The sequence below is a fragment of the Salipiger mucosus DSM 16094 genome (assembly GCF_000442255.1).
Lineage (GTDB): Bacteria > Pseudomonadota > Alphaproteobacteria > Rhodobacterales > Rhodobacteraceae > Salipiger > Salipiger mucosus.
Genome location: NZ_KE557281.1, coordinates 186,622 through 203,049 on the forward strand (window position 1 = coordinate 186,622; position 16,428 = coordinate 203,049).

A 16,428-nucleotide genomic window follows, 5' to 3' on the forward strand; every position below is an offset into this window, starting at 1 on the left:
GATGGCCATCTGACGGACACGGAAAACCACGGCACGGCTCTGCTGGTCGGCAGACTTCGGTTCTACGAAACGCATGTGCGGCCGGGTGGCAGCCTCGGCAATCGCTTCGGCGTCAGCTGCATCGTTCTTCTGCCGCTTGACGTAGGGCGTGACATAGTGAGGCGAGATCATCTTTACGGTATGGCCCAGCCGCTCCATCTCCCGCGCCCAGTAGTGTGCGCCTGGGCAGGCCTCCATCGCCACCGTGCAGGCCGGATGCGCAGCCATGAAGCGCTGGAACTGCGGACGCGTGAGCTTCCTTCGGAATACAGGCTGCCCTTCCGCCGTGGCGCCGTGTAGCTGGAACACGTTCTTTGCCAGATCGATCCCGATCATAGTAACCTCTTCCATGGATGCCGTCTCCTATTCTGTCTTGTGCTTTGACATCACAAGCATGGCACATCGCGATGCCGTTAGGGGAGCGCGGCATCCACCCCATCTTCTCAAGGCGGCCCGGAAGACCGGGATCGAAAAGAAGGTGCGCGCCGCCGGCCTTGACTTCTTTGCCCTCAGCCCGCGCTGGGCGAAAGACTGCAGTACCTCGAAGACAAAACACGACGTCGCTTTCTGGCTCAATCCCCGGGAACAGAATATCCACAACTACGGTATCTTCACCGTCGAGGACCTGGAAGCCTGGACGAAGGGCAAGGGCCGGGTCATGGCCAAAGCAAAGGAGGCTGCGTGAAGCAAGCGTACACGGATGTCGGGCTGATCGAGCAGGATGGCGAGATCTTCGGCCTCAACCTCGGATGGGATTCTACCGCGGAGCACGAGTTCGGCCTTCGTGGGCTGAAGAACGCCCTGCGTCTCGAAACACGCGATGTCGGCAATTTCAGGATCGATCTGCCCAAGAAATGGCGGCGGACGGATGCTGGCGTCGGGAAGCGCATGGTGACAGCATCCCGAGAAGGAGTCGAGTTCCAGTCCCGGCTGAAGAACTTCGGCAAGGCGACCAAGACCCTTCCGGCCGAGACCCGCCTGGCACTGGTTTCCGGTGGCTGCGCACAGCTCCTTGAAAGCTGCATGACGCGGAAAAAGACGTCCTACGCGACGCCCATGCCGCTCGAATACCGTGTCGACGGTGAGCGTGTCCGCGAGCCGATGGCAACGTCCTGGGCGGAAAACGGCTTCGTCATCCGGGCCTTCGGGGACCGCGAGCGGGCTTTCCTCAAGGAGCTTCACGAGGCGATGCTGGATGGGGATCTTGCTGTCGGACTGTCCGGCCAGCAAGCTTTCGGAGGGAGTGGCCTCACGCTCGTGATCGTGTCGAAGATGCCGGAAGAGATCGGAGATCTCGTCCTCGAGCAAGACATCGCGGAGAAACAGCTCCAGGCTGCGGCGGAGGCAACAGGTATCCACGCCAGGCTTGAAGAGGCAGGTCTCGGCTACCATGCCCTGGCTCCCGAGTGGACCAATTTCTTCAAGGGTGAGAGCACGATGACATCGGAGTATCCCGTGGTTTTCTTCCTGAACCCGCGTGATCAGCAGAAGAACGGCCACGGGTGGTTCACGGTCGAAGACCTGATCGCCTGGACGGAGGGAGCAGGTCCTGTGCTGAAATCGGAAGACGCCCTGGCTCCGTAAGGCTGCGCCCGCGTTCCATTGCAGTCACAAGGAGCGTGGGCGTTTTTATTTCGAGGTGATCGAAGTCTTCATGTCTCTCCAACGCGCGTCTCGGCTCGCGCCCTTGCACGACAACTCATGAATAAATAAAGAATAACGCCATTGCATTGTTGACACCGCCCACTCAATTGAAGCATAGTTACCCGAGATAGAGCGGTGATCTGATGGCCTGCGCAGCCTATTCAAGGCGCGCCCAGGAAGCATCGGCAAGATCAGCCCGACTCGTTGGACAGCAATGGAGGGAAGTACGTGGCACAGCGCAGGAAGAACGAGAACGTTCTGGACCAGGAACTTGCATATCGGATGCGGTTCTTCATGAACACAGCGGCCCGCGAGTTCGAAGAGTTCACTGAATTCGAAGAGCTGATGGCCATGGAGGCCAGAGAAGCTTTTTTCGACTGGGCTGAGGACGAAAAAGTTGCCATTCCGAAACGCCTCGAACGAAAACTCGCCATCGCGTTTCGCGCTCTGGCTGCCGGCGTGTCTGTCGGAATTCATAATCGCTGTGCCAATGGGAAGATGGCTCCTCTTCCGGACGAGCGAAGCCGCGAAAATCGCCATATCCCCAGAGGTTTTGAGTGCAAGATGCGATCTCTTGGCGTCGATGATCCCGATGAAATGTACGAGATCTTGGAAGAAGACGGCAGTTTTTTCATGAGCGATCTCGAGATCAAGGCGCTGAAATCCCATCTCGACGAAGCTCTTCTCGAGATGGAGGCTGAAAACGGACATCGTACCCGTGAGACTGGCATGGCCGACTTCCAGCCCGTCCTCCAAACGTGAGATTCCGAGTGTCGGTCCATTCCGCGGATCGACACTTTTCAAACTCCAAGGATAGCTGGATGTTTACCGAACAGGACCCGAACGTTTCTCTGATGCGTGTCAAGCAACGTGGCTCATCCGGTGCTGATGTTGTTGTCGACAAGGATGGTCTGCGGGTCCTTGTCGGCGTGATCGTTCGTGCGGGTTTCATGGCTGGCGGCGCGATTTTCTTGGGTGGGCTACTCGTTTTGGGTGTTCTTCTGAGTGGTTTGCCACGGGATGACACCGATGGTCCCGTTCAGCGCTCCGGCCTGACCCTGCACACGGATTGTGGCACAGGTGTCCAGTATCTCTCGAGGGACGGCTATCTCGTGCCGCGCCGCGATGCGGACGGCAACATCGTGACCACGCAGGAAGGCTGCTGAGCAGGTCTTCCCTGACTCACACAAAAAAGCAATCTCACAGAGTGGATTGCACAGTGATCTTCACGTTGAAGACGAAGAAAGCCAAAGGAGCATGGGATGAGCTACGACGTTCAGAAAGTCCACCGCGAGACCGGGACGAAGGAAGTCGACGACGAGGATCGCGATATCGAGGATCTCGAGCAAGCCTTGGAAGTCGCCCGGGATGCCCGCCAGTGGACGGATGGAGCCTTCGATATCGTCGTTGTCAGCGATCAGGGCGACGAGGTCTACGAGATCGAGGGCGACGCGCCGGCCCCATCCGGGCCCTGATGGCAATAGGACAATAAGGAGACCGACATGGACGAAAAATCATACTTCATCATCGATGTGGAGCGCCTGGTTCCACTCGAAGACGTAGATCCGGATGACCTCTCCACCGACGGAGGCCGGGCCGCCTGCGAAGGAAAGTTCGTCATCCAGCTGAAAGACCCCGAGGGCAGCCCCGAAGACCTGTCGGAACGGGCCCTCGATATTTTCCACGAAAACGTCGGGATCGCGGTTCTGGAGCACTTCGAAATCACGCCTCGTTCCGCAAACGCCGCCGAGGTCGAGGGCCTCGGAGAAGGCGACGTCGTCGAGGTCTTCGAGGGCAGCGGGGAGATCGCCGCCGCAGATCGGACCCGGATCGATATGATCGTGGAGGTAACGGCTGCCGTCGATTTCGATGAACTGCCCGAGCACGAGGTCGGTTCAGATGGAGCGCCTCTCAAGGACGGCTCTTACCGGATCACCGTCACGGACTATCTCGAGGACCAGCTTCTGGATCAGACCATGGAGCTCTTCCACGGTATGGTCGAACTCGAAAATCTCGAGGACTACACGTTCGTCGCTCGGGCGGCGGCGAAATCCGAGACCGAGGACTCACCGGTCGCCTTTCGTCGGGATCTCGGTATCCAGAGTGCCTATGGGCTCCAATCGACGGCCGGTTTCAAGCCGTGAACCTCCGCTGACCGCGAGATCCTGATTTTTTTCAGAACACCGAAAGGTTTTTTCATGAACGAGCAGCGTTTCGTCCTCGAGGTCTTCGCGCATACCGACTCCATGGGAGAGGTTTCCGAGACAACCTGCATTGAGACGGAAGATCTCGAAGCCTTTGTGGAGGCGATCTTCGAAAAGCTCGAGGACGCCGTTTCGGCGCGTCAACACGCTGATCACTGCCGCCAGCGGCTTCACGAGACACTGGGAGAAGACAGGGCTCGTCGGAAGGAACTCGTCGCAAGCGGCCCCGGCAAGGTGGCGATGCAGGAATACCAAAGAGCGATGTCGGATGACCTTGTCTTGACCTATCCCAATCTCGTGGTGCAGGGCCGCTTCCTGACCGCCATCGCGGAAGCCCTGGAGACGGAAGAAGATGGCGTCGTCATGCTGGCTAAACTCGACGAGTGGTTCGAGTACAGTCGCAAGACGAGCTTTCTCATGGCCACCCGGAACTTCCCGGACCGTGACCCCCACCCGGGCATCGATCTGCGGAAAGCCTGGCAGAAGCGACAAGCCGCCTCGCCGGCCCCGTGAGGAAAAGGAGTAATCATGATCGACCGGCCTGACGACGCCCAGCGCTTCGTGATTTCCATGCGGGTCTGCAGGGAAGAGATCGGCGTCTCGACCGAAGCTGTCTGCATTGCGGCGCCTTCGGCCGATGAGCTGGTGTCCGCGATGTTGGATGAGATCGATGCCGGCATCGAGGCGCGCGAAGCAGTGAAGTCGCGCAGCGAGGCCATGATGGATACCCCGGGAAAAGAGGCAACCGAGGCCTATCTGCAGGCGGTCCACGCCCCTCGATACAGGGAGCTCCCTGGTGTCTTCGTTCTCGGACACCACATTCCGGAAATCCTCGACATTTTCGAGGACGAGAACTGCGATGCGATGCTGATGACGCTCGAGGACTGGTTCGACGCCGACCAGTCACATCGCATGCGCTCGAAGCCCAAAAATCCGGGTACCGGCATTGATCTCAAGGCCGCCTGGCTTGACCGGATGACCAGGCCGACACCCTGAAGTCATGTCACTGCCAGGACACTTGCATTGGCGCCGCGGTCAGCAGGAGAGCTGCGGAGAAGAGGGGAAATGAAAAAACCCGCCGCGGTGCGACGGGTTTTGACTTTCTGGCCACCTTGAGGGGAGGCATAGTACCCGCGTTCTCAAGGCTCATACCAAGTAACTAGCACCGAAAGTTCAGATAGTCAATGCACCCACCGTTTACAAATGACCAAGAACACCATCTCCCGAATATACTTTCGGCGCCTAGGTTTGCGACCTACCTTCGGTCAGCCGGCAATGACAGAACGCGTGCCCTCAATCTATACCAATGGAACCTTCAGGTCTCGGCTGCACTGATGGTTCCACTGCATGTACTTGAAGTATCGCTTCGAAATGCTGTGGTAGAAGCCATCGAGATGATACACGGAGGGACGTGGCCATGGACACAGGGCTTCACACGATCTTTGCCTTCCCCCGGTCAGCCCGTATATAATCCCAAGCGGGATCTTTTGAGATGCGCGGATCGACACCCCACAGCAGGAAAGGTCGTTGCTGAACTCAAATTTGCATTTTGGGAGAGCATGCTGACAAAGAGGCACCAGAATAGGCTATGGGATTCACAGTTTTTCAATGTGTTTCCAGATTGTCCACGCGGTGTCACATCTGACCAGAGACGTTCTGATCTGAGGGCCGATATTGAAGAGATCAGGAAGCTCAGGAACCGCATTGCACATCACGAGCCAATCTTTCCACGAGTACTTCAAGACGACTTTGACCGTATCTTGCGTTGCATCCATTGGCGGAACGCCGCAGCCGCTGCCTGGGTGGGCGATATCGAAACGGTACAGGCCTTTCTTCCACTGCGTCCCTAGTCTGACCACGGCGGACTTGGCTTCGGATCCTGAAAATCCAAAGCCGACCTGTTGCGTACGCGGCCGCTCATCTGCACAATGATCCCCGAATTTTTCGACTTCGAAATCTTCATGTGCATAGTTCGGGTTCGTTTTCAGGAATTTTCGCGTGACGGCTGACACTGTAAAAATCGGGACGCCGAAGGACCAGGCGCACTACCCGCTGACCGTCGCCAGGGTCTTCGTTCGCGATGGGGATGTCGTCTCATCCGGTGACCCTCTGGCCGAGTTGAGAACAGCCTCGGATCGTTCCGTGAACATGCGCAGTCCGGTGGATGGGCTCGTTCAGGGCGTGATGACGTACCCTGGCGCCGTGGTCGAGAAGAGAACGGCCATCCTGTTCCTCTCGCCCTCTCCTGCCCAGGAAGATGGCGAGGAAGAAACTCCCAAGGAGGCGCAGGCCGAGGCCACAGAGCGCACAGAGGCCGCATCCGAACAGGATGGCGATCCCGAGCAAAAAGACACGGCCTCTACGCCGGACGCCCGCGCCCTGATGGGGCCGAGCTCGCCGAAGGCCTATCCCGTGACCGTTCTGCGAACGCTCGTTCGGAACGGGGATACCGTCAGGAAGGGGGATCTGCTCGCCAAGCTGGAGTTGTCGGACGGCCGTCAGGTCGGGATGCGGGCCCGGTTCGATGCCATCGTTCACGGCGTGATGTGTACCGATGGCTTTGTCATGCAGGCGCGCCAGCCGTTCATCTACGTCTCCGAGATCGAGGCGGTAGACGCGAAAGCGGCCGAAGAGCCCAGCGCGCGTGAGGCATCCTCTCAGTCTTCTCAGGCGGCCGAGGCGCCCCCAAAGGAAGACCCGGTCCAGAAGCCGGAACCGGGCCCGCAGACCTCGGAGAAGACTGCGCCGAAAGAGGACGTCAAACCACGAAAGGCTCCCGAACCGGAGAAGCCCGCCGCCCAACGGCCTCAGCCGGCTCAGGAGACGGTGTCTCCAGCGTCTTCGGAGCCCGTGACCGAGCCGGCGCGGGAGACAGCGAAGAAATCAGGAAGTTCGCGACACGCCCCTCCTCGGTCGAGGCCGCAATCCGAAAAGACTGTCAGGACATCGGATCCGGACTCTGAAGCCCTCTGGGGACTCAGCGGCGCCGTCTTGGCGGCGATTGTGATTGCGACCGGGACGACCTGGTTCGCGGGCCATTTCAAGATGGTGGGATCTCCGCTGGCCACCGTGGCCCTGGTGACCGCGGCCGCCTGGGCGTTGACGTTGTACATCTCCTACCGGATCTACCGGAAATCCGAACTGATGCCGGTCGTTGTCGCCGCGGCCTTCATGTTCCTGGTTTCCGGAACCTTCGTGAACGTGGTCATGACGCCTTTCGAGGTGATGTCGCCTCAGCTCGCGGCGATGATCAGTGGTCGGGACCGGTCTCCGGAGGTGTCGCGAACCAGCCGGGCCGAGGTGGATGAGGAGGTCGCCTGGCCGCAGGACCGTTTGCGGCCGCTGGACATTTTCAGGACGGGGCCGACACCGCGTCCGAGCCGTCAGCAAAGCGCAGATTTCAAGGACTGGGTTGAAGGATGAGTGATCTCCGTTTCATGTGCGCCGCGGCCGTCCTGGCCATGAGCTGGGCGACCGCGGCGCTTGCGCAGAACTATGAGTGGGCCACCCGGGAGAAGACAGGCCGCGTGGACCAGAACAATGACATCTACCCGTCGTCGGTCTACCTGGCATTCGGCTACGAGGCCGAGATCCGGCTCGGGCACTTCTTCAGCGAGCCCGTCATCTCGACGCGTTTCAAGTACGAGCTGGATCCCTACAACAGCCAGGTCACCCTGCCCGCGTTCGATCCGGGTGACGACCGGTACGAAACCCGGCGGCTGGCAGATCTGCCTAGTGAAGCCTGGGAGAAAGCCCGGCTCTACGATGTCGACCTGATCCTGTCGCTCTCGACCAGTCACCCGGACTACCCGGACGTCGTGATCCACACCGATGTCGGGGCCCCGGGGCCGGGAGACGGTCAGACCTGGTCCTTCAACGTGCCCGGGAGCCCTGACTGGGACGAGCTCTTTTACACCGGAATGGGGTTCGCCAACTGGACGGGGGATTTCGAGGCCCACTATGATCCGGTCCCGGAGGAGGCTGCCAAGGAAATCTACATGAGCGGCCTCCAGCTCGACGACATCCGCATCTATCGCAGCGGGATCTCCTTATATCACCTCCACGACTGGTATTCCCGCATGAGCGAGCAGCCGAAGATCTCGGCCCTCAAGCGCGCGTCCTTCCGTGTCGCCCGGGCCATCGGCATGAGCTACGGCTACGACGAGGACCTGATCCTGAAAATGGACGACGGGGAGCAGAGGTTGCGCAATTCCGGCATGTCCATGTTCGATCAGGAACGCAGGCTGCGCGATGAGTGGGAAGCGCGCCTGAAACGGCTCACCAACCTCCCTGACAAGCTTCGGATCGGCTCGAACCACGGCCCCTACCGCCAGGCGCTGAAGGACGCCGAGCGGATCCTCGACAATGCAGACGTCCGCGTCGATGGGTTCTCCCCGCTCGACATCAACCCGGCGTCCCTGCCCCGTGGTCGCCCGGGCAAGTTTTCAGGAAACTACCGCGTGGCAGAGTTCGAGGAGGATGGCGGTGACGAAAACTGGGTCGTGGATTCCGAAGGCAGTCGCGTGCGGGAACTGGAGTACGGAGAGGTTCTCGTCAACGAACGGTATGTTGCCGGCATTGACAGATGCAAGATGACCATCGTGGAGCCGAGCACCGGCAGGGAACTTCTGGATAAGCAGTTCCGGTGCACAAATGAGATCGACGTTTGGAAAATGATCGATTTCGAAGGCGGTCGGGAGGTCGACACCTTGTATATCAATGTCCCGAAGAAGATGGGCCGCAGGGTTCAGAAAGCGAACTGCGATCAGCCCGAGATGACCGAGTTTGCGGCGGATCGATTCAGGATGACGCCTGACCTGAAGATCGAGCGCGCAGGCACATCGACGGTCGATATCGTGACGGCACCCGGTGGAGGCTGCATCGATTTCCATCTCACCAGGGAGTGAGGGGCATTCTCAACCATGTTCAACATCCCGGGCCACCAAGTCAGTCTGACCTGTCCGGATCCGGCGACAGATTGCAAGAATACATCGAAGAAGTGGTGTCCCGCATCTGTCGCCGTACATTAGGCGAAGAAAGCCGTCACACTGGACCCCTGTTCGAAAGGCCGGATCCCACGTGACGCCAGAATTGAGGTCGACCATGCATGAAGATTTCGACGGTCACCTGTACCACGCGACTCCGCGTTCGAAGCTCGACGAAATCATGGAAACAGGTCTGCGCGCGGGCACCTGCCTCGCAGTCTCCGACATCGCGGCCTACTACGCCGAGGACATTGAGGATGAAGGCGAAGAACCGGTGATCCTGAAAATCGCGTTCGAAGACCTTGATGCGACCGCACTGGCGCCGGACATGCCCAGCATCGAGGAGCCGATCTCCACGGTGGTCGGATCCAAGGAGGACGAGATCTGGGAGCGTTGGGACGGATCCGATCAGGACTGGCAGGACTGCATGCAGATCGTCGGGTCTCTGGTCTCGAAGGTCGGCATCCCGGCAATGGTCATTGTCGTCGACGAGGAGCCAGCACCGGCGCCGTGATCGTGTCTCTGGATTGCTGGGTGTGCCATTGGGCTGGGCGCCGAGGTCCAGCGACATTCGGGATTATTGTTGACGAGCCGATACAAGAATTGTTTCCCTGAGGGCTTTTCATTCCTTGTTGGCGACTCTCCAGTTCTTTACATTGAACAGGGAAGCTAGCACAGGACGGATTGGATGCGCGACATTGCCCTGCAGGATATCACCCTGCCTTTTTCTGGAGATCGTTTTGCCCACCGCCGCCGTCCCTTGCCTGTCGGCCGTTTGGAAACCTCCGAGATCGGAACGTTGCCCTGCTGCCTGGACATGTTGGTCAAGCTTCCCGGAGAGGGCGTCGTCTTGCCAGACTCCTACGCCGACAACCCTGCCATCGATGCGTTCCTGAAATCGGCACTCGCCTTCGAGGATGGAATGCTGCCGTCGTGGCGAGAGGAGTGCTACCTGTACCTCACCATCGATCAGCGCGAAGTGGTGCCCGGCCGGAGCCACCGCAACGGCGGATGGCACTTCGATGGCATGCAGGGCGCGCGGTACGCGAAAAAGCTGCCGGGGTGCCATCAGTACGTGATGTCGTCCAATCTCTGCACCGAGTTCACCGACGCTCCCACGGATGCGAACGGCCTGGATGAGAACCGGCACAACTGGTTTGAATGCCTTGGTGAGCAGATCCCGGATGACACGCAGGTCATCACACCGGCGCCGTTCGAGATCGTGTTCATGTCAGCCTACCAGATGCACCGAAGCCCGGTTGCCACCGAGAAGACCGCGGGCTGGCGTACCTTCGTTCGCCTCGATGTCTCCCACAAGAAGCAGGACCGGATCGGCAACACGGTCAACCCGGACCTGCCGGCTCCCTGGGAGTTCGTTGAGCGCAACCTGCCGAGCGGCCTCGGCAGGCCGCGGACCTCGACCCATTGGTCAGGTGCGAGCAGGTTAAGCTCTCCCGAGGGGCGCGTCGGCGCCGACGAATGAAGGCTGGGTCTTCCAGCCATGGAACGTGACCGGATCCAGCGGGATCTGGATCACGCAGCCTCCCCTAAGCGGGCGCATTCCGAAAATCAGCGTTAACGCCTGTGCTCCAAAATGCTTCGCTCAATTCATGGAGACCAGCAATGGATATCAAGACAGCCGCCCAGCGCCTGCACGGCATGGAATACCGCGATGAGCGCCCCTACGAGGACGTGTTCAAGGAGATGAAGGACGCCGGGCTGGTGGCCGTGACAGGCGCCAGCGACGACCTCGTCGAGTTCTACGGTGCCATTCGCGACGAGCGCGACATCGGGGAGACCCTGCTGGCGGACGGTGCCATTCTGGAGAGTTCGTGCCCCGAGGGGGAGGACTGCCCATACTTCCGCAAGTTCGCGAAGTCGGCCATTGTTCTGGAGGCGCGGTTCGGAGAAATGGCGGAGCCGGATGCACCAACCTGGACGTTCACCATCCCGGTCGAGCACGAGACCTTCGACGTCATGGAAGAAGGTGAAATCTTCAGCCGCGGCATCGTTTTCCGGACCTCGGATATTCCCTGAGTCCAGCTTCACTTGATTTTAACCTTGCTATCCTCATTATTCTTGGGTACCAAGGCCGCAGATCAAGTCTTGCCCCCGTAGCTCAGCTGGATAGAGCGACTGCCTCCTAAGCAGTAGGCCACAGGTTCGAATCCTGTCGGGGGCGCCAACACTCAAGGAGCCCCATGTCCGCGACGCCGGCAAAAATCGAAATCGAAGATACCGTCTACGAGCTCAACGCCTTCTATTGCGAGGGTGCGAAAGCCCAGCGCGCGGACAAGGACCCCTGGGACAATCCCTACCAGGACGGAACCCAGCGGTTCGAGGACTGGGAGGCAGGCTTCGACAACGAGGCCGCTTTCGAACATCGTCGTTTCGGGATCGACCTTATCACCGAGGGCGAGAACGGGAAGCTCTACGAGCACGACCCCGACATCGTGCGTAACGACTTCGGCGTCGACCCGGATCAGTTCATGAACTGATCTCAAGCCTCAATTTTATTCTTGACTGCGGTGCTGTCCAAAGGTAGCTTCCAACCATCCTTCGCCTCCTCGAGCGGGGCCACATGCCAGGGCATACTTCTATTTTGCGAATAAATGATTCGCCCGGCGCCCTGCCCCGTTCCAGCAGGCGAAGGATCCAAGAAACACCCAGTGATCTGCCGGGCGCATGCGACAGGCATACTTCTATCAGTCTCGAAAACACCACGCCTCGCGCCTTCCCGGCAGATCACTGGGTGTCCTCATCTGAAAGGACACGACATGACCAGCACGATTTCCCTCTTCGGTGCGCTGCACCTCGATCCCGAAACCTGCCTGGAAGGCGGGCACGACGCCTCGGTGGAGGACATCATGGCGCTACTCATGGACTACAGGTACGTGCCGTCTCCGGCGCTCCTGAAGGCCCTGTACGACTGTACGCCGGCCCAGCGCGGCAATGTGTTCACCATGCTCAAGAGCGAGCTGCGTGATCTTCTCGGGGAGTCTTTCCAGACACTCCCCCTCTACCGGGATTTCCCGAACCACGAAATCGTGCCATTCGAACTTCGTGTCGTGCTCTGGATCGCGCGCCATCTGGGCATCGATATCGTCGAGTTCGACCGAGCCTACTACGGCGCGGACCCGGTCACCGGTTTCCCGGACGATACCTTCACCACCGACCCTGACCTCGATGCCGCCTTCCATGTCGAGCTCGAGGACGGTTCAGTGCGTCGCGACCTGCGGTTCCTGAAACTCGCGGACAACGACTTCATTCGGAACAAGGTGATCGACATCATGTCGAACCTGACGCCGCTGTCCAGCGGTGAGCTCGAGTTCGTCGAGTGGGCGATTTCCGCCGGGTACGCCACAGCAGAGGACCTGCAGGTCGTGAAGTTCCGCGAGAAGCTCCCGCTCCTCCGTGGGCTGTTTTCGACCGAGGATTACGCCGCGATGTGCAATTCGGTGACTGATGCGTTGCGTCTCGCTGTCCACCTCACCGGGACGACGACCAAGAAAGCTGTCACGTCGGGCTACGGGTGGTCCTACACGCCGAGCATCCCCGACGTCGCGGTCGAGCCTGATCTGTCCCTGAAAACGCCGCCGCGTTTCGATCTGAAGACGTCCGAAGCCAAGAAGGTTGTCGACCTCGTCGAGCACATCCTGGTGCACGGATCGACCGATTTCGAGACCGACTTCCTGCGTCACGAGGAGAAGTGGAAGCGCTTTGCCGAACACGTGCGCATCCGACAATTCACCAAGCGGGCCCCGAAAACCGTCGAGGCCCTGGTCGCGGTGCGGTCCGGCGAGATGCAGTCCTGGGAGGCGCGTTACGAGAAGGCGTCCCTCGAAGGCAAGATCGATCTCGCAATGAAACGCCCGGGCGCTTTCATTCGCCGGCTGGCAGCTCTCCATCGCGGTGTATCGGCCGCGATGGACCGGGCACTGGAGGACAAGCTGCTCCGCACATGCCGTAGCGTGTTCCCGCAGGTCGACGTGATGAAGCTTCTGCAGCTCCATGTGCACCTGACTCGCACCCTCGGGCGCAGGCAGCGCATCCATGCCCTGCCGGACGGTACGCTGATGGCCTCGGAGGCCGAGGTCCAGGACATGTTCGACATCGCATCCGAACTGGAAGGCCACCTGTCTGCCCGGCTTTCCGGGATCCTGCCCTGGGCGCCGGAAAACGAGGATCTGAAAGGTCTCTTCGTGCCGGCAGCCAACCGCACGGCATCCCAATCGGATCAGCGCTTTTCGCGGGGAGACCGGACGACGCTCAACCTGACCGATGCCGATACCGTTCGGGCTTTCCTTCACTGGAAAGAGCGTTGCGACGTCGATCTGAGCGTTCTTTCCTTCAACGCCTCGGTGGAACAGGTCGGGTCCTGTTCGTACATGAGCCTCACGAGCCCGGCATGCCGACACTCGGGGGACATTCTCGACGGCTCCGCCGGCGCCGCGGAATACGTCGACATTCAGGTCGGCGAGGCACGCGGAAACGGGATCCGGTACCTGGTTCTGATTGGCAACGTGTTCTCGGGCTCCAGCTTCGATCACTTCCCCTGCTACATCGGCGCGATGATCCGGGACGGGAAATCCGGATCGCACCTCGAACCGTCCACGGTTGAAACCAAGATGTCGCTCGACAGCGACAAGCGGGCAACGACCGCCGCGATCCTCGACCTCGAGACCGGGGAGCTGATCTATGCGGATACGCATGCCAACTGGCGGGAGCGGTCCAACGTACGGACAGAGAAGGCCGGATTGAAGCAGACGCTGGAGTACATCGTCGACTATCATGCCTACCGGGCGACCTTCGAGGATGTCCTGCGGTTTGCAGGCACCGAAGGAGGGCTGCGGGCAACCTGCCAGGATGTCCGTGACGACATCGATGGCGTTCTGTCGAAGCTGTCAGCGGCGTGAGAACCTCGAAGGTCTCTCGGGGTCTGCCGACGAAGCACCAACGTCGCGACATCTCGCGGGCGGCTCCTCGATGGGTCGCCCGCTTTCTATTTCCGAACTCTCGGTTGTATCCCCGGCGGAATCGAACACTTGCCGTAACAACGGAGCATTCAAAATCACGGAGAAAAACAGGATGGCACGTCTGCACATCCCCTTTACCGGGCCGGTCGCAAAAAACCTGAACCGCTCGAGTTGCGCCAAGCTCGCTCAGATGGTTCTGGAGACGGCGTCGAGCGACTGGATGTCCCAGATCGTTCGCGATCTCGGGGGAAAGATCGAGGTCGCCCCCATGGGAGAACATGAGATCTCCCTGGAAGTGTTCGGGGCCGGTGATTTCAGGATCCATACGAGCTCGAGCAGCCTCAGGCGAGACAACTTCCAGACCGCGGTCGCGCTTGGTCACTACCTGATCCACTTCCCGAAAATCGAAACGGATCAACCCGGGACCGGCATGCAGGTGCCCACCGACGTCACCCATCCGCATTATCCGGACAAGCAGGCGAGGTTCGAAGCCACATGGTTCGCCACAGAGTTGACGATGCCGGAAGCCAAGCTCAAGGCGGTCGCGGATGAGGTAGGCCCGGATTACGTGGCACCCTACTTCCTGGTTCCGCAAAAATATTTGGCGACGCGAATGGAAAAACTCGGGCTTCTGGAACAGATGAAAGTTTCGACGGCGGGGCCGGCTCCAACACCCTGATAAAGAACGAATTGCTTGTGGATTGTTGAAATTTATCCATATTTCGACCATCCTGGCCATACTCTGAAAGGATACCGACAAATCATGACCCTCCCCACGCACATGATCGGAAAAGTCTTCCGCCTCGGACAGAATTTCGAACTGATCTCGGAAACCGGTCACTACGGTGAGCCGGGCATGCTCGTGCGCATCAAGGATGTCGAGTTCGATCCCGGATGTCTTCCGGACGAATTCGTGAGGTTCACGGCCGACTTCGGGGTGTGAACCGGCATGCAAAATTGGCTCTGACTCAAAGTTGATGCACCTTTTCAACTATGATGCCGCGACAAGCCGAGCCTTGAGCAGATCGATATTCGCGCGACCATACATCTGGCGTTTCAGCGTCTTCAGGCGGTTGATCTGGCCCTCGGTCTGCCCGTTCGACCAAGGTTCCCGCAGCGCGGCGGCAACTGCGGCCTGGTCGCTACGAAGGCCACGGGCGAAGGATGAGAGCATGCTGTCCTCGGCTTCGTCGAGCCAGGCGGCCAGGGCATTCTCACGGGCGTTTCGCACCATGTCAGTGAACCGGTCGGTCAGTTCCCGGGCAGTTGCCAGAACTGGTAGCGCCGCTTCGATCCGCGCGACCTGGATTGCATCGGCACGTGTCAGATGATCTCGTCCGATTGTCAGGAGCCGCGCGATCCTTCGGGCAGGTGGCGACTTTCTTGTTCCGGACGGCACCGCTTGTACGGCGCGGCGCTGGCGTGTTGCCCACTCGCCGACGACCCGGAGACTGCCTTGAAATCCATCAGCCCGTAACCGGCGCCAGAGTTCTGCGCCATTACGACATCCGCCGCTCCACTCCCGCTCCAGCCGAGGCAACCAAGCGGTCAAGCTGCTCTCGCGGATGCGGAAAACATCTTCTCGCTCACCGCGGTTGATCTGGCGGACCAAGCCGCGGCTCAGCCCGGTCAGGCGCACGATACGTTTGATGGGAACACCCTCGTCTGCCATTTGGCGGACCATGTGGTTGGTCTGCTGGCGCCTTTGAAAACCCTCGAATTGCAGCCTTTCCGCTGCCGTCAAAAGCCTCGGATCGAGGATCTCTACCCCGATAGCCTTGCGAATCGCTGGCATGTTCCGCTGCACGGCGGCCAGGAAGGCGGCACTTGCATTCTCTAACAGATGCCAACGATCCGCGACTTGAACCGCGCCCGGCAGGGCACGCGCGGTGGCACCGCCGTAGCCGCCATTGCGATCACGGGCAACAACCTCGATCTCGGGACGCGCGCGGAGCCACGCTTCCACAGTGGCGGGCTCCCGGTCGGGCAGCAGATCGATGACCTTCCGCCGTTCGAGATCGCAGATCAGCGTGCCGTAGCGCTGTCCCTTCCGCCATGCCCAGTCGTCGATACCCACCACGCGGGGGGCCGCGACAGCCCCCTCGGTCTTCGCTCGAACGCTTCGCAGGAACGTGTCTTTGCTTACCGGCAGCAAAAGCCGTCCGGCAAGCGCCTGCGCGGGGCGCCCACCGAGAGCAATGCCGATGTGACGCACCAGTTCCTGCAAGCGTGAAGTCCGGCGCGCATGTGGCCGCGCGACATCAGGCCGGAACCGTTCTGAAAAAATCTTCGTTGGGCAACTTACTGCGCGGCAACGAAATCGACGAACCAGCAGCACCAGTTCAACTTCTCGGCCATGGGCCGGGAGATCGGCTGGCCGACGCCAATACTTGCTGTGGGCATGACGAGAGACCGTGCCGCAGCGGGGACATGTTGCCGAGGCGTCCAGGGAACGGGCGTGGACCCGGATCCTGTTGCCATCAAGCTCAACCTGGTCGGCCTTCAACCCTGCCGGTAGAAAATCTCGTCGCGAAAACCATGAACCCATCGGCAACCTCCATCAAGTTCGCCGAGATATAG

The 16,428-nt window shown here is 60.0% G+C and carries 20 protein-coding genes and 1 tRNA gene; 18 read left to right on the top strand and 3 right to left on the bottom strand.

Annotated elements, in window-relative coordinates:
* The coding region (locus SALMUC_RS21085; protein WP_156883608.1) for an IS110 family transposase at nt 1–390 on the bottom strand (390 nt) is incomplete at its 3' end.
* 43 nt (nt 391–433) lie between these two features.
* Between SALMUC_RS21085 and SALMUC_RS21090 the strand changes: the two genes are divergently transcribed.
* From SALMUC_RS21090 to SALMUC_RS21125, 8 genes are all read left to right on the top strand, one after another.
* On the top strand, nt 434–724 hold the full coding sequence (locus SALMUC_RS21090; protein ID WP_156883591.1) for a hypothetical protein: 291 nt from the start codon (nt 434–436) through the stop codon (nt 722–724).
* On the top strand, nt 721–1,623 hold the full coding sequence (locus tag SALMUC_RS21095) for a hypothetical protein (protein WP_020041825.1): 903 nt from the start codon (nt 721–723) through the stop codon (nt 1,621–1,623). The genes SALMUC_RS21090 and SALMUC_RS21095 overlap by 4 nt, the downstream gene beginning before the upstream one ends.
* Before the next feature lie 288 nt (nt 1,624–1,911).
* Nucleotides 1,912–2,445, top strand: a complete 534-nt coding sequence (locus SALMUC_RS21100; RefSeq protein ID WP_021120768.1) for a hypothetical protein — start codon at nt 1,912–1,914, stop codon at nt 2,443–2,445.
* Nucleotides 2,446–2,504: 59 nt separating this feature from the next.
* Complete coding sequence (locus SALMUC_RS28440) at nt 2,505–2,849, top strand: hypothetical protein (RefSeq protein ID WP_020041823.1); 345 nt, start codon at nt 2,505–2,507, stop codon at nt 2,847–2,849.
* A 96-nt stretch (nt 2,850–2,945) separates the two neighbouring features.
* Nucleotides 2,946–3,158 (top strand): hypothetical protein, encoded by a 213-nt coding sequence (locus tag SALMUC_RS21110; protein ID WP_020041822.1) that lies wholly within the window; start codon nt 2,946–2,948, stop codon nt 3,156–3,158.
* Between the two features lie 27 nt (nt 3,159–3,185).
* Nucleotides 3,186–3,827, top strand: a complete 642-nt coding sequence (locus SALMUC_RS21115) for a hypothetical protein (RefSeq protein ID WP_020041821.1) — start codon at nt 3,186–3,188, stop codon at nt 3,825–3,827.
* A 54-nt stretch (nt 3,828–3,881) separates the two neighbouring features.
* Nucleotides 3,882–4,400: a hypothetical protein gene (locus SALMUC_RS21120; RefSeq protein ID WP_020041820.1), complete on the top strand. Its 519-nt coding sequence runs from the start codon at nt 3,882–3,884 to the stop codon at nt 4,398–4,400.
* 15 nt (nt 4,401–4,415) lie between these two features.
* Entirely contained in the window at nt 4,416–4,883 is a 468-nt protein-coding gene (locus tag SALMUC_RS21125; protein WP_020041819.1) for a hypothetical protein, read from the top strand.
* A gap of 599 nt (nt 4,884–5,482) precedes the next feature.
* Here SALMUC_RS21125 and SALMUC_RS30100 read toward each other — a convergent pair.
* Nucleotides 5,483–5,899, bottom strand: coding sequence for a hypothetical protein (locus SALMUC_RS30100; RefSeq protein WP_156883592.1), 417 nt, complete (start codon nt 5,897–5,899; stop codon nt 5,483–5,485).
* Here SALMUC_RS30100 and SALMUC_RS21130 point away from each other — a divergent pair.
* The 10 genes from SALMUC_RS21130 to SALMUC_RS21175 all read left to right on the top strand — a co-directional run bounded on the left by SALMUC_RS21130 (nt 5,886) and on the right by SALMUC_RS21175 (nt 14,791).
* On the top strand, nt 5,886–7,310 hold the full coding sequence (locus SALMUC_RS21130; RefSeq protein WP_020041818.1) for a 2-oxoacid dehydrogenase subunit E2 family protein: 1,425 nt from the start codon (nt 5,886–5,888) through the stop codon (nt 7,308–7,310). The genes SALMUC_RS30100 and SALMUC_RS21130 overlap by 14 nt on opposite strands.
* Entirely contained in the window at nt 7,307–8,794 is a 1,488-nt protein-coding gene (locus SALMUC_RS21135; RefSeq protein ID WP_020041817.1) for a hypothetical protein, read from the top strand. The genes SALMUC_RS21130 and SALMUC_RS21135 overlap by 4 nt, the downstream gene beginning before the upstream one ends.
* Nucleotides 8,795–8,990: 196 nt before the next feature.
* Nucleotides 8,991–9,386, top strand: coding sequence for a hypothetical protein (locus tag SALMUC_RS21140; RefSeq protein WP_020041816.1), 396 nt, complete (start codon nt 8,991–8,993; stop codon nt 9,384–9,386).
* Nucleotides 9,387–9,560: 174 nt separating this feature from the next.
* On the top strand, nt 9,561–10,355 hold the full coding sequence (locus tag SALMUC_RS21145; protein ID WP_020041815.1) for a hypothetical protein: 795 nt from the start codon (nt 9,561–9,563) through the stop codon (nt 10,353–10,355).
* A gap of 140 nt (nt 10,356–10,495) precedes the next feature.
* Complete coding sequence (locus SALMUC_RS21150) at nt 10,496–10,909, top strand: hypothetical protein (RefSeq protein ID WP_020041814.1); 414 nt, start codon at nt 10,496–10,498, stop codon at nt 10,907–10,909.
* A 71-nt stretch (nt 10,910–10,980) separates the two neighbouring features.
* A tRNA-Arg gene (locus SALMUC_RS21155) sits at nt 10,981–11,057 on the top strand.
* Between the two features lie 16 nt (nt 11,058–11,073).
* Nucleotides 11,074–11,370, top strand: coding sequence for an SPRY domain-containing protein (locus SALMUC_RS21160; RefSeq protein ID WP_020041813.1), 297 nt, complete (start codon nt 11,074–11,076; stop codon nt 11,368–11,370).
* 279 nt (nt 11,371–11,649) lie between these two features.
* Entirely contained in the window at nt 11,650–13,788 is a 2,139-nt protein-coding gene (locus SALMUC_RS30615) for a TerD family protein (RefSeq protein ID WP_021120769.1), read from the top strand.
* A 172-nt stretch (nt 13,789–13,960) separates the two neighbouring features.
* Nucleotides 13,961–14,527, top strand: a complete 567-nt coding sequence (locus SALMUC_RS21170; protein WP_020041811.1) for an ImmA/IrrE family metallo-endopeptidase — start codon at nt 13,961–13,963, stop codon at nt 14,525–14,527.
* An 84-nt stretch (nt 14,528–14,611) separates the two neighbouring features.
* Entirely contained in the window at nt 14,612–14,791 is a 180-nt protein-coding gene (locus SALMUC_RS21175) for a hypothetical protein (RefSeq protein WP_020041810.1), read from the top strand.
* A 48-nt stretch (nt 14,792–14,839) separates the two neighbouring features.
* On the opposite strand, the gene SALMUC_RS21180 is transcribed toward SALMUC_RS21175, so the two are convergent.
* Entirely contained in the window at nt 14,840–16,396 is a 1,557-nt protein-coding gene (locus SALMUC_RS21180; RefSeq protein ID WP_037372494.1) for an ISL3 family transposase, read from the bottom strand.
* Between the last annotated feature and the right edge of the window lie 32 nt (nt 16,397–16,428).

What these genes read in the sequence shown, in the direction of transcription:
- SALMUC_RS21160 (WP_020041813.1), top strand. Translation starts at nt 11,074, where the DNA reads ATGTCCGCGACGCCGGCAAAAATCGAAATCGAAGATACCGTCTACGAG.
- SALMUC_RS21120 (WP_020041820.1), top strand. Translation starts at nt 3,882, where the DNA reads ATGAACGAGCAGCGTTTCGTCCTCGAGGTCTTCGCGCATACCGACTCC.
- SALMUC_RS30615 (WP_021120769.1), top strand. Translation starts at nt 11,650, where the DNA reads ATGACCAGCACGATTTCCCTCTTCGGTGCGCTGCACCTCGATCCCGAA.
- SALMUC_RS28440 (WP_020041823.1), top strand. Translation starts at nt 2,505, where the DNA reads ATGTTTACCGAACAGGACCCGAACGTTTCTCTGATGCGTGTCAAGCAA.
- SALMUC_RS21180 (WP_037372494.1), bottom strand. Translation starts at nt 16,396, where the DNA reads ATGGGTTCATGGTTTTCGCGACGAGATTTTCTACCGGCAGGGTTGAAG.
- SALMUC_RS21090 (WP_156883591.1), top strand. Translation starts at nt 434, where the DNA reads ATGGCACATCGCGATGCCGTTAGGGGAGCGCGGCATCCACCCCATCTT.
- SALMUC_RS21150 (WP_020041814.1), top strand. Translation starts at nt 10,496, where the DNA reads ATGGATATCAAGACAGCCGCCCAGCGCCTGCACGGCATGGAATACCGC.
- SALMUC_RS21145 (WP_020041815.1), top strand. Translation starts at nt 9,561, where the DNA reads ATGCGCGACATTGCCCTGCAGGATATCACCCTGCCTTTTTCTGGAGAT.
- SALMUC_RS21175 (WP_020041810.1), top strand. Translation starts at nt 14,612, where the DNA reads ATGACCCTCCCCACGCACATGATCGGAAAAGTCTTCCGCCTCGGACAG.
- SALMUC_RS21170 (WP_020041811.1), top strand. Translation starts at nt 13,961, where the DNA reads ATGGCACGTCTGCACATCCCCTTTACCGGGCCGGTCGCAAAAAACCTG.
- SALMUC_RS21135 (WP_020041817.1), top strand. Translation starts at nt 7,307, where the DNA reads ATGAGTGATCTCCGTTTCATGTGCGCCGCGGCCGTCCTGGCCATGAGC.
- SALMUC_RS21110 (WP_020041822.1), top strand. Translation starts at nt 2,946, where the DNA reads ATGAGCTACGACGTTCAGAAAGTCCACCGCGAGACCGGGACGAAGGAA.
- SALMUC_RS21115 (WP_020041821.1), top strand. Translation starts at nt 3,186, where the DNA reads ATGGACGAAAAATCATACTTCATCATCGATGTGGAGCGCCTGGTTCCA.
- SALMUC_RS21140 (WP_020041816.1), top strand. Translation starts at nt 8,991, where the DNA reads ATGCATGAAGATTTCGACGGTCACCTGTACCACGCGACTCCGCGTTCG.
- SALMUC_RS21125 (WP_020041819.1), top strand. Translation starts at nt 4,416, where the DNA reads ATGATCGACCGGCCTGACGACGCCCAGCGCTTCGTGATTTCCATGCGG.